This is a genomic window from Allotamlana fucoidanivorans (genome assembly GCF_006265225.1).
Lineage (GTDB): Bacteria > Bacteroidota > Bacteroidia > Flavobacteriales > Flavobacteriaceae > Allotamlana > Allotamlana fucoidanivorans.
Window position 1 is genome coordinate 161420 of the sequence record NZ_VDCS01000001.1, and the last position, 11614, is coordinate 173033.

An 11614-nucleotide genomic window follows, 5' to 3' on the forward strand; every position below is an offset into this window, starting at 1 on the left:
TTGTAAGGTTTGATGACAAATATAACTTAAATTAGTAATTCACATTTTTTAACCTTTTTTAAATCATATTATGAGCTATTTTTCTATCCCATTTATTGTTATTGGACTCTTTATTTTAATCTCGTCCTTTTTTATTGTCAAACAACAAACAGCTGCCATTATAGAACGTTTTGGTCGGTTTCAAAGTATTCGTCAATCTGGACTTCAAATTAAAATTCCATTAGTTGATCGCATTGCAGGTAAACTCAGTTTAAAAATTCAACAGTTGGATGTTATTGTTGAAACTAAAACCTTGGATGATGTATTTGTACGCCTTAAAGTTTCTGTACAGTATAAAGTAATTCGTGAAAAAGTTTATGATGCTTTTTATAAATTAGATTATCCGCATGACCAAATTACAAGTTACGTGTTTGATGTAGTACGTGCCGAAGTTCCAAAAATGAAACTAGACGATGTTTTTGTTAAAAAAGACGACATTGCCATAGCTGTAAAATCTGAATTGAATGATGCTATGATAGAATATGGGTATGATATTATTAAAACCTTAGTAACCGATATTGATCCTGATGCACAGGTAAAAGCTGCTATGAACCGTATTAATGCCTCTGAACGTGAAAAAATAGCTGCTCAGTATGAAGGTGATGCACAGCGTATCTTAATTGTTGAAAAAGCTAAAGCAGAGGCCGAAAGCAAACGCTTACAAGGTCAAGGTATAGCTGATCAACGTAGAGAAATAGCAAGAGGTTTAGAAGAATCTGTAGAAGTTTTAAATCGGGTTGGTATTAATAGCCAAGAAGCATCAGCATTAATTGTGGTTACCCAACATTACGATACCTTACAATCTCTGGGTGAAGAAACCAATAGCAACCTGATATTACTGCCAAATGCACCGCAGGCTGGAAGCAATATGCTAAACGAAATGGTGGCAAGTTTTACAGCAAGTAATCAAATAGGTGAAGCTATGAAAGAAGCCAAAAAGAAAAATGAAAAATAACTTGTTTTAAAAACAGCACATAAAAAAAGCATTTAATTAGTTAAATGCTTTTTTCTTTTTATTCCAACAAACTGTAATTTATAGCTCATTCTCTGTTGCAATAACTGTGTTATCATTTGAAACCTTATTGTTTTTCCAAGGTTTATGATTTTTATATGCTGGTCCCGTTAAACCTGCTTTACTATTATTTGTAGAAACAACTTGATATTCTACCTCATTACTGCTTTTACCTGGTTTGTAATTTTTATATGCTGGCCCTGTTAAACCTATTTTATGGTTTGCATTATAAACAGGTTTAGCTTCTGTTTTATGCTTACTTGGTTTGTAATTTTTGTACGCTGGCCCTGTTAAACCATTTCTGTCTTGTGCAAATGCGGTTACTGTAACAAATACTAGTGCAAATAATACTACTAACTTCTTCATAATTTCTCCGTTTTAAATTCATTACAAATTTACATTCAAAACTAAGGGTTATGGACTATGAGAAACCACGTAAATAGTATCCGTATAAATACGGATATTATGCTAAATAAACTCGACATGAGAACGTAATATTCATGATGTCAATTCACAATTGGTCTCGAAGTCTTGAAATTAGTTCTTTTCAATTTAGGTCTCGACTCGGCTGGCCCCACACAAAATCATTTAGATTTTCAAAAATTGGAAACATAACATAAAAGTTATATCAATACTCCCACTATATAAGATTCATTTGAGTGGCCTTTTTAATTAGTTCAGCCGTGTTTTTCACTTCAAGCTTTTTTAAGATATTAGCTCTGTGTGTTTCAATAGTTCTTGAACTTACAAATAATTTAGCAGCAATTTCTTTAGTGGTTAATCCTTCAGATATTAACCCTAAAACCTCAGTTTCTTTATTAGACAAAATATCCTTACTCACACTCTGAACCGACATGAAGTTTATCATCTTCTCTGAAATACTAGGGCTAAAATATTTCTTTCCTTGACTTACAATTCTAATTACTTTTATAAGTTCTTCTTGATCTGTATTCTTTAATAAATAGCCATATGCGCCACTTTTAGCACATTTAGCAATGTAATTACCATCATCATGCATTGAGATGATTATAGGCTTTATAGAGGCGTTTAAAGCCTTTATTTTATTTAAAACTTCAAAACCATCCATATGAGGCATCCCAATATCAAGCAATACAATATCAATATTTTTTTCATTATCTAGAGCTTCAAAAAACGCTACACCATCAGCAACACATGTTACAACATGTACATCATCATATTTTTTTAAGAGCTCTTTTAAACCATTTCTAAAAAGTTCATGGTCATCGGCAATAATAAGTCTAATTTCATTCATCGTCTATAGGTAATTCAATTTCAAAAGTAGTGCTTCCTTGTTTGGAATTAATTTGAACACTACCGTTACAAATATCAACACGTTCTTTAATGTTTATAATACCAGAACCCAGCTTTACCTCATGAATATTAAAACCTTTCCCATCATCAAAATAAAAAAATGAAATAAAATGATCAAACTCAGATAACGATAACCTGATGTGTGTGGCATTGGCGTGCTTTAAAGCGTTGTTTATTAATTCTTGCCCAATTCTGAAGATATTAATAGCTTGATTTTTGGTAATTTTACTGTGCTCTGTTTTGGTTAAATCTTCAAAAACAATATCAACATCGGAGTATTTTTTAATGTTATCAACAAAATTTGTCATAGCTGCTCCTACTCCAAAATCATCAAGATTTGAAGGCATTAAAGCGTTTGACATTAAACGAATTTCTGAAATAGTAGCATCTACTATTTTCTTCATTTCTAACCTTTGGGTTTTACTTTCTATCTTATTTTCAATATAAAACTTTAACGAGGTTAATATGGGCCCAATACCATCATGAAGCTCACGAGCTAATCGTTGCCTTTCTTTCTCTAAACCATCTACTAATAGGCGTTTGGTTTCCATGCTGTTTTTGGTTTCGTTACTTCTAAATTCAATTAATTTATCACGCATTTTGATTAAACTCATACCTAATAAATCATGCTCACTTTTGGGTTCATATTGCGCGTTTAAATTCATATCACCTATTTCATTAGAAAAATTTACGGCACCTTGAAGTGATTTTTTTAATTGTGCTAAAGCATCAAACATTTCCCTTATTTCATTGGAAACCTTTTTAAATTCATTTATTTCATTATAATCACCAGCAGCCATAATTTTAAGGCTTCGCTGCATATTAATTACTGGAGTTGTAATAATCTTTGTTAGAAATAATGATAAAACAATGGCTACTAACATGATGATGAAAATTAAACCTAAAAGCCTGATTTTTAATTTTTGCAAAGGTGCTGTGGCCTCACTTAAATCCATCTCTGAAAGAATAACCAAATTGAGATTAGATACATTTATAAACCCATAAGCGCTATATACCTCAACCCCCCTATAATCTTTAAACACACCTTTACCACTTTCTTTTTTACTTGAAAACGCATCTATCACACCTTTGGTATTAACTACTATATTTGATGGCGTTTTTTTAGGTAAAAACCGTGAGGGCGATCTCATTTTGAAATCTTGACCAACCAAATAAGATTCACCGCTATTCCCCATTCCTGTACGCTCCAGTAATATTGCAGTGATTTTATCCTGATTTATACACTTAGTCTTTATTTCATACCCTTCTTTTATCACTAAAACTATAGAGGTATTTCCATCTTGATGATAGTTTGTGAAGTCATAAATTCCTGAACTTTTTATAACCTCATTTGGTACATGGATATTTAAGCTGTCTAATGAATCACTTGATGTATGATTACTAACAAAGGCATCCCATTCATTTTGCAATAGGCTTTCAATTTGAACTTTTTTTAATGTTTTTATAGAGTTTAACTGACGGAGAATTCTATCATCTATCGTATTTGAAAATTGATTGTAAAAGGTAATAGACAACATTATTATAACTAATAATATCAAGCTATTCATAATAATTAAAATCAACGTTCTTAAACTCATTTCTATTCCTTAGAACTTATATTATAAAGTTAAGTTTTAGTTTCTCATTTATTTAAATGGATGTCGTTCTTCCCAATCTTGTTTTGGGTTCATCAACTTAAAAACAGGTTTTAAAATTCTATTTAACGTACCATTAGTATGCTTCATATACATAACCATAGGCCTTGGTTTGGCGCCTACCGAACTTTTAATAGCCATAGCTGTTCTGGCATAAATCACAGAAGTAAATCTTTGTGTGATACCAAAATCTAGCATATCATACAACATGTTTAAATATAACTGATTGCCGTATTGATGTTTTGTATCATACCCTAAAAAATAGGTTTCAAGTTGTCTACTATTTAAAATAAGTGTAAAAAAGCCAACCAACTTATGGTTCAAGTAATAGCCAAATACCTTAAAATTATCATTTAATTTTTGTTTCAAAACAAAAAAATGATCTTGGGGTAAAATAAAACTATTAAACTTGGCATTGCTAGAAACGTTAAGGTATAATGTATGCAACACTACAGCGTTTAATTGCACGGCATGTAAATCTAATTCTTTACAGTAAATATCCCCTAACTTCTTTCTAGCACGTTTATAACGATCGCGGTATTTTTTAGATAAATCTGAAACATAATCTTGCATATTAGACCATTGCTTTCTAGTTTCTAAAATCATATTGGGTTGTACGCTAACCTCGTGAAAATTAAAACTATCAAAAACAGGTGTCTTTTTCAATTTCATCTCGTTTACAAAAAAATCCTTTAGCAATATAGCATGAATTGGTTTTCTGTGTTCCCTATAAAAATCATTTTTAAGCGCGGTTACAGCTTTATAAATAGTTTCGGCATATTCCGTTAATGTTATCTTTTTTTTATTGAAAAACATACTGTGCTGCCCAGTGTGGGTTAAGTTACCAACCACTAACACATTACCTTTTAATATTTTTGAAATGATACTTCTAAAAAACTCTTTAGCACAGGATACTTCAGCTTTTCTGAACATATCTTTTAAATACAAATTAACAATTTGAATAATAGCAACTCCAACCAATTCATCATCAGAAAAAATGCCTACAAAATATATTTTTATATTACTTGGACCACCTTGTACAAGCGCCTCTAAATAATAAGATTGTAAAAACACATCGTGCTTTACAAGGGTATCCCATGTTTTTGGGAGATCTCTGGTTGAACGATAAATTTGAAAGGTTTTCAATAGAACTAAAAAAGACTGAAAATTACAATTCTCAGTCTTTAATTATGTTAAAAGTTTACAAAAATTACTTCATTCCACAAATAATGGCTCCCATTACTGCAAGGGTTACAATCCAATATCCAGCATTAATAAAAATGTATTTTGCACTTTTACGTTCAAATAACGCATTGGTACCTAAAATAGGAAGCGCAATAAAAACACCTGTAAGCACCCCATGAAAAGCACCATGTTTAAAGGTTCTAAAAGCATCACCATAATCGGTAATAAAAATTTCATAAGAAGGTAAAGCCGATGCAGGGTCTCCGCCTACTAGACTAAACACACCCATTTGATGAATAACAATGCCTGGTAAAGCGGTAGATAGCAAAAAGGCAAAAACAAATGCTAATCCGAAAATTTTAGCCATGTTTGCGCCTTTCATTTTTTCTTCTGTCATTTCTGCAGCCGTCATCCAAGCTGTTCCAAATACTTTGGGATTGTACCAAATAAACCCGACAACCATGGCCGAAACTGCTGCCAATAACATGGCAACGGGATTGAATAATTCCATAATAATAACGTTTAGTTTGTATCTAAATATAGTTAAAAAACCAATACATAAATATTATTTTATAAAATCAACCCTTAGAAATAGCCTGTGCCTCAGCTACTAATAAAGCATTTTTATCTTCCAAAGCCGTGGTAATAAAAGCTTGAACCTCTTCATTTTTTTCATGACCATGCTTTAATAAAACACCCAACACTAAAGCTACCGCAATACGCGTTCCTACCTTTTTAACGGCCGTATTAAACAAAGGAGCTAATTCCTCATAAGTAACATTGTTAGCTAATTCTAGTATTTCTGATTTTACTTTTAACTGTTTCGCTTCAGGTAAGTTGGTGTATTTTTTACCCAATTGCTGAATAACATCAATAGCCTTTTTTTGAGGTCTTTGTTGTTGCGGATTAGTATTTTGAGTTGGTTTTGGTTTTTGCTTTGCCCATGAATCTCTTAAACCAACCGTTTTATTAAACACCAAATTATTAGCCGTAGAATCATTATCTACATTAAAATAACCTAAACGCTGAAATTGAAAACGCTCCCCTATTTTAGCTTTTTTTAAACTTGGTTCAACAAACGCTTCAATTGTTTTCAAAGAATTAGGATTGATAAATTCCATAAAATCTTTATCCTGATGACTATCTGGAGCTTCATCCATAAACAATCTATCATATTCTCTAACTACAGCTTTAATAGCATGTGCTATAGATACCCAATGTAAGGTTCCTTTAACTTTTTTAGAAGTATCTTCAGAATACGTACAATGTATTTCAGTCACCTCACCTTGAGCATTTTTTACAACGCTTTCAGCTTTTATGATATATGCACTTTTAAGTCTAACCTCGCCACCAAGTTTTAATCTAAAGAATTTATTACTGGCTTCTTCTTTAAAATCAGATTTTTCAATATATAGCTCACGTGTAAAGGGGACTTTTCTAAAACCAGCACTTTCGTCTTCTTGATTATTTTCAGTGTCTAACCACTCTTCTTTATCTTCCGGATAATTTGTAATAACTACTTTTACAGGGTTTAAAACTGCCATAACACGGCGTGCCGTTTTATTTAAATCTTCGCGAATGCAAAATTCTAAAAGCGAAACATCAATAACATTATCACGTTTAGCAACTCCAACAGTTTCAACAAATTTTCTAATGGCTGCAGGCGTATAACCTCTTCGACGCAGTCCTGAAATAGTAGGCATTCTTGGATCATCCCATCCATTTACAACACCGTCTTCAACCAACTTGAGTAATTTACGCTTACTCATAATGGTGTAACTCAAATTTAAACGTGCAAACTCACGTTGTTTTGGTCTTAGTTTATCGGGATCTACCACCTGATCTAAAAACCAGTCATAGAGTTCTCTATGCGGTTTAAACTCTAAAGAACATAATGAATGCGATATTTGTTCTATATAATCACTCTCACCATGTGTCCAGTCATACATAGGATAAATACACCAATCATTTTCCGTTCTGTGGTGGTGCTTCTTTAAAATACGATACATAATGGGATCGCGCATCAGCATATTAGGGTGCTGCATATTTATTTTTGCACGCAAAATATGTTCGCCTTCATCAAACTCACCGTTTTTCATGCGCTCAAAAAGATCTAAATTTTCCTCAATAGAACGATTTCTAAACGGTCCATCAACTCCAGGTTGTGTAGGTGTTCCTTTTTGTTCAGCCATAGCTTCGCTTGATTGAGAATCAACATAAGCTTTTCCTTCTTTAATCAGCTTTACCGCCCAATCATATAGTTGCTGAAAATAATCTGAAGAAAATAATTCTTTGTCCCACTTATAGCCCAACCAAGCCACATCTTCTTTAATAGCATCTACATATTCCTGTTCCTCTTTTGCCGGGTTTGTATCATCAAAACGTAAGTTTACTGGTGCATTATAATACTCTCCTAACCCAAAACTAATACCAATGGCTTTAGTATGACCAATATGTAAATAGCCATTTGGCTCAGGCGGAAAACGAAAACGTAAATCGTTTTTTGCCATACCATTTGCCAAATCTTCTTCTATAATTTGCTCAATAAAATTGAGTGATTTTCTTTCTTCAGACATCTTCTGAGGTTTTTAACTAAACAAGCCTCAAAATTACGGAAATTCAAGCTATTTTTGCTCAATTAAATCTGATAAGCGTAACAATACTTTATTTCTTAATACCTATATCTTGAATAACAGAAATATTAAAGATATAATACTATGGAAAATTTAAATTATACCTGTCCAAAATGCCATCATAACACATATAAAATTGGGCAAATGCGAGCTACAGGCGGTACATTATCTAAAATTTTTGATGTGCAAAACCAAAAATTTACAGCTGTAACATGTGAACGTTGTACGTATACAGAATTTTATAAAGCAAAAACAAGTGCACTAAGTAATATATTTGATTTTTTTACAAATTAATGGGAATAATAAAATTAGAAAACATCCGGGTATTTGCCTATCATGGGTGCTTAAAGGAAGAAACTAAAATTGGTAGTGATTACCGCGTTGATTTAGAAGTTAAAGCTGATTTGCAAACCTCAGCTAACACAGATAAACTTGATGATACGGTTGATTATGTCTTTTTAAATAGGGTTATTAAAGAAGAAATGAGCAAACCTTCTTACCTTCTAGAAACTGTGGCTAAACGTATTTTAAATAAAATATTTGAAGACAATAAACTTATAAAGCGCGCAACGGTTTCTGTAAGCAAAATAAACCCGCCAATTGGTGGTGATGTTGAGAATGTAACGATAAAAATGACTCAAAAACGTAAAAAGTAAATTTATGTAAGGTAAAATGACTTTTTTTTTTACATTTGCAGCAACAATGGCGTCGTGGCCGAGTGGCTTAGGCACAGGTCTGCAAAACCTGCTACAGCGGTTCGATTCCGCTCGACGCCTCAAAAAAAAAAGCTTTCAGAATTTACTGAAAGCTTTTTTTATGAGTATATTTTTTGTTCTATTTTTTCTTTATTCTTTTCATAAGCGTCAGGAAACAATCCTTGTATCAATAACAAAATACCAAAGCCTAGTATAACTAACGCAATAATTTTCTTTGTTTTAAATATTAATCGGGGCGTTAATTTAGCTTTGAGCCGCTTAGCTATTAGTATTTTAAATAAATCGGACACAAAATAAGATAACAGCATAGACACTATAAAAATCACACCGCCGTTTTTCGAAGTGGTTAAAGAATCTCCTAATACAATAAAACCTAACCATCCCAGCAAAACACCTATATTAATAAAGTTAAGTAAAAACCCTTTTATAAATAACTTACCATAATCTTTTTGAATTTCAACCTTATGATATTCTTTCACAATTGCCCTAAATGATTTTGATGTTCTAACAAAGGAAATAATACCATAAACAATAAGTAAAACACCTCCAAAAATTAAAAAACTTGGGTCGTTTCCTATTTTACCTCTTAAGCTGTTGGTACTGTAGAATGCTATTAAAATAAATATGATATCGGCCAAAATAACGCCTAAATCAAAAATTAAAGCGCTTCTAAAGCCTTTTGTTGCACTAGTTTCTAGTAGCACAAAAAACACAGGACCAATAGTAAATGCTAAAATAATCCCGAAAGGAATTGCTGTTAAAATATCATCAAACATGAAAAAGAGAGGCTTTACACAAAGTAAAGAAATATTTTAATTTTATTAGCAAAAGCTGAGATAGTAAATAAAAAATAATCTATTTGAAGGCTTTAAACCTAACTACTCATTTATACGTTTTACACGTCCGCCGAGGGCTGTATTTTCTGTTATGGTTTCGGGGTTACCATAAATAAATACATCGCCTCCTGCCCTAATCTTCACATCTACTAATTTTGAACCATTTACATGAGCTTCACCAGCAGCACTTATTGATACTTCGGTATTTTCTGTAACCAAGTGTTCTCCCATATAACTACCACCAGTTAACAACGTTATTCTTTGGTTTTTAGCCAAGCCTTTAGCATAAACTATTCCTCCTGTTACTGCTTTAATTTCAGTATATGTGGTTTCAAAAGGCACGTCTATAATACCACCTTCTTGTGCTTTTAAAATAAGATCAAATTGTTTTATAGTATAATCAGATGTTACTTGAGCGCCTTCATTTACATCAATGATATCAAGTTTGGAATAATATAAAACCACTTTTGTTTCTGATCCGTTAAAAGCCTTTTCAATATTCATTTTAACCTTCAACTTACCATTTTTATTAGTAACAATAACACTGTTTTTATTTTCGCCTTGTATGACAATTCTATTATCGTCGGCGGGTACCAATTGCAATTGAATCAAATCATAAACCTTTAATTCTGAAAATTCACCAACAGCTTTTTGAATAGCGTCTTGTGCGGTACTTTTTATAGATAGACATACTAGTGTAATAATGAATATATAACGTATCATACGGGGCATAATTTAAAATAAAAATTATCAATAATTATTCCGTAAGTATATTTTGATTATAAATTATAAAAATTTTAATAATTTATATTACCAATTATAAACACTCGCTTTATTAAAAAAGGTAGCAGGCTATACTTCCAGAATTAGTATATTTATCGCAATATATGAACCGTACACAAATAAAAAAACTTATTTTCTCCGTTGAGCAAATTCCATCCCTTTTTTATCTCTTAAAATGGTTAGTTATTTGTTTGATATTAGGGGTATTAGTGGGTAGTGTTTCAGCCTTCTTTTTATTGAGTTTAGACTGGGCTACTAATTGGAGAGAAAATCATTTATGGATTATTGCACTGCTTCCTGTAGGTGGTTTTATTATTGGTTTATCTTATCATCTATTTGGAAACAGTGTGGTAAAAGGTAATAATTTATTATTGGAAGAATTTCATTCGCCTAAAAAAATTATCCCTTTTAGAATGGCACCTCTCGTTCTATTTGGTACCATACTCACGCATTTATTTGGTGGTTCGGCAGGCCGTGAAGGTACAGCTGTACAAATAGGTGGTGCTATTGCAGATAGGTTCACCAAAATTTTAAAACTTACAAAACGCGATAGACAAATTGTTTTAATTGCGGGTATTAGTGCGGGTTTTGCCTCTGTATTTGGAACCCCATTAGCTGGTGGTATTTTTGCCCTGGAAGTTTTAGTATTAGGAAGAATACGATTAGATGCTATAATTCCGAGTTTTATAGCCGCTGTTTTCTCAGATTATTTTTGTGATATTTGGGGTGTATCACACACACACTACACTATTAGCGCTGTTGCAGACATGACACCAATAAATCTGTTATGGTGTTTATTAGCGGGTATTATTTTTGGTTTGGTAGCTATGCTTTTTTCAAAATCAACACATTTTTGGAGCGATTTATTTAAGAAGCATATAAAATATCCGCCACTACGCCCTGTTATTGGTGGTGCTATATTAGCTATAACCATTTATTTTATGGGCACTACAAAGTATATAGGGCTTGGTATTCCAACGATTGTAGATGCTTTTAATACCAACTTAAACTCTTATGATTTCTTATTAAAAGTTTTATTTACCTCTTTTACACTTGGTGCTGGATTTAAAGGTGGTGAAGTAACACCATTGTTTTTTATTGGTGCTACTTTAGGAAATGTTTTAATTTGGTTTATACCTTTGCCTATGAGTTTACTAGCTGGTATGGGATTTGTAGCTGTTTTTGCTGGTGCTACAAACACACCAATTGCATGTACCGTTATGGGTATTGAACTTTTTGGCATAGAATCGGGGGTGTTTATAGCTTTAGCTTGTTCTACTGCTTACTTGTTTTCAGGGCATTCAGGTGTATATGCTTCTCAAATTATTGGAAGCCCAAAACATAATGCATTTCTAAGAGAAAAAGGCTTAAATCTTTCCGAAGTTGAGAAAAAAAGACATCAAAATAAAATGAATAAATAAAC

General features: G+C 32.3%; 12 protein-coding genes and 1 tRNA gene. 5 read left to right on the forward strand and 8 right to left on the reverse strand.

Features of this window, described 5'->3' with window-relative positions:
* Window positions 1–70: 70 nt before the first annotated feature.
* Window positions 71–994 carry an SPFH domain-containing protein gene (locus FGF67_RS00680; RefSeq protein WP_139694532.1) on the forward strand — a complete coding sequence of 308 codons (924 nt, stop codon included), beginning with the start codon at window positions 71–73 and terminating at the stop codon, window positions 992–994.
* Between the two features lie 78 nt (window positions 995–1072).
* Here FGF67_RS00680 and FGF67_RS00685 read toward each other — a convergent pair whose 3' ends face one another.
* The 6 genes from FGF67_RS00685 to FGF67_RS00710 form a co-directional block, all read right to left on the reverse strand.
* Window positions 1073–1417 (reverse strand): hypothetical protein, encoded by a 345-nt coding sequence (locus FGF67_RS00685; RefSeq protein ID WP_139694533.1) that lies wholly within the window; start codon window positions 1415–1417, stop codon window positions 1073–1075.
* Window positions 1418–1691: 274 nt separating this feature from the next.
* The gene (locus FGF67_RS00690; RefSeq protein WP_139694534.1) at window positions 1692–2324 is read right to left on the reverse strand and encodes a response regulator; all 633 of its coding nucleotides are present in this window, start codon (window positions 2322–2324) and stop codon (window positions 1692–1694) included.
* Window positions 2317–3921, reverse strand: a complete 1605-nt coding sequence (locus FGF67_RS00695; protein WP_158293154.1) for a sensor histidine kinase — start codon at window positions 3919–3921, stop codon at window positions 2317–2319. The genes FGF67_RS00690 and FGF67_RS00695 overlap by 8 nt, the downstream gene beginning before the upstream one ends.
* Before the next feature lie 108 nt (window positions 3922–4029).
* Window positions 4030–5184, reverse strand: coding sequence for a GNAT family N-acetyltransferase (locus tag FGF67_RS00700; RefSeq protein ID WP_139694536.1), 1155 nt, complete (start codon window positions 5182–5184; stop codon window positions 4030–4032).
* Between the two features lie 64 nt (window positions 5185–5248).
* On the reverse strand, window positions 5249–5734 hold the full coding sequence (locus FGF67_RS00705) for a DUF1761 domain-containing protein (RefSeq protein WP_139694537.1): 486 nt from the start codon (window positions 5732–5734) through the stop codon (window positions 5249–5251).
* A gap of 67 nt (window positions 5735–5801) precedes the next feature.
* The gene (locus FGF67_RS00710) at window positions 5802–7799 is read right to left on the reverse strand and encodes a glutamine--tRNA ligase/YqeY domain fusion protein (RefSeq protein ID WP_139694538.1); all 1998 of its coding nucleotides are present in this window, start codon (window positions 7797–7799) and stop codon (window positions 5802–5804) included.
* A 141-nt stretch (window positions 7800–7940) separates the two neighbouring features.
* Here FGF67_RS00710 and FGF67_RS00715 point away from each other — a divergent pair, with 141 nt between their 5' ends.
* The 3 genes from FGF67_RS00715 (at window position 7941) to FGF67_RS00725 (ending at window position 8632) form a co-directional block, all read left to right on the forward strand.
* Window positions 7941–8150: a zinc ribbon domain-containing protein gene (locus FGF67_RS00715; protein WP_139694539.1), complete on the forward strand. Its 210-nt coding sequence runs from the start codon at window positions 7941–7943 to the stop codon at window positions 8148–8150.
* Complete coding sequence (gene folB, locus FGF67_RS00720) at window positions 8150–8512, forward strand: dihydroneopterin aldolase (RefSeq protein WP_139694540.1); 363 nt, start codon at window positions 8150–8152, stop codon at window positions 8510–8512. Before FGF67_RS00715 ends, folB begins: the two co-directional genes overlap by 1 nt.
* Before the next feature lie 48 nt (window positions 8513–8560).
* Window positions 8561–8632, forward strand: a tRNA-Cys gene (locus FGF67_RS00725).
* Window positions 8633–8670: 38 nt separating this feature from the next.
* Here FGF67_RS00725 and FGF67_RS00730 read toward each other — a convergent pair.
* Both FGF67_RS00730 and FGF67_RS00735 read right to left on the reverse strand, forming a co-directional pair.
* Complete coding sequence (locus FGF67_RS00730; RefSeq protein WP_139694541.1) at window positions 8671–9348, reverse strand: LysE family translocator; 678 nt, start codon at window positions 9346–9348, stop codon at window positions 8671–8673.
* 102 nt (window positions 9349–9450) lie between these two features.
* Entirely contained in the window at window positions 9451–10131 is a 681-nt protein-coding gene (locus FGF67_RS00735; RefSeq protein ID WP_139694542.1) for a head GIN domain-containing protein, read from the reverse strand.
* 164 nt (window positions 10132–10295) lie between these two features.
* Here FGF67_RS00735 and FGF67_RS00740 point away from each other — a divergent pair, with 164 nt between their 5' ends.
* Complete coding sequence (locus FGF67_RS00740) at window positions 10296–11612, forward strand: voltage-gated chloride channel family protein (RefSeq protein WP_199240631.1); 1317 nt, start codon at window positions 10296–10298, stop codon at window positions 11610–11612.
* Window positions 11613–11614 lie beyond the last annotated feature (2 nt).

Bases quoted from the DNA above. Each gene is read 5' to 3' on its own strand.
- FGF67_RS00705 (WP_139694537.1), bottom strand. From the start codon at position 5,734: ATGGAATTATTCAATCCCGTTGCCATGTTATTGGCAGCAGTTTCGGCC.
- FGF67_RS00710 (WP_139694538.1), bottom strand. From the start codon at position 7,799: ATGTCTGAAGAAAGAAAATCACTCAATTTTATTGAGCAAATTATAGAA.
- FGF67_RS00695 (WP_158293154.1), bottom strand. From the start codon at position 3,921: ATGTTGTCTATTACCTTTTACAATCAATTTTCAAATACGATAGATGAT.
- FGF67_RS00730 (WP_139694541.1), bottom strand. From the start codon at position 9,348: ATGTTTGATGATATTTTAACAGCAATTCCTTTCGGGATTATTTTAGCA.
- FGF67_RS00735 (WP_139694542.1), bottom strand. From the start codon at position 10,131: ATGATACGTTATATATTCATTATTACACTAGTATGTCTATCTATAAAA.
- FGF67_RS00690 (WP_139694534.1), bottom strand. From the start codon at position 2,324: ATGAATGAAATTAGACTTATTATTGCCGATGACCATGAACTTTTTAGA.
- FGF67_RS00680 (WP_139694532.1), top strand. From the start codon at position 71: ATGAGCTATTTTTCTATCCCATTTATTGTTATTGGACTCTTTATTTTA.
- FGF67_RS00740 (WP_199240631.1), top strand. From the start codon at position 10,296: ATGAACCGTACACAAATAAAAAAACTTATTTTCTCCGTTGAGCAAATT.
- folB (WP_139694540.1), top strand. From the start codon at position 8,150: ATGGGAATAATAAAATTAGAAAACATCCGGGTATTTGCCTATCATGGG.
- FGF67_RS00715 (WP_139694539.1), top strand. From the start codon at position 7,941: ATGGAAAATTTAAATTATACCTGTCCAAAATGCCATCATAACACATAT.
- FGF67_RS00685 (WP_139694533.1), bottom strand. From the start codon at position 1,417: ATGAAGAAGTTAGTAGTATTATTTGCACTAGTATTTGTTACAGTAACC.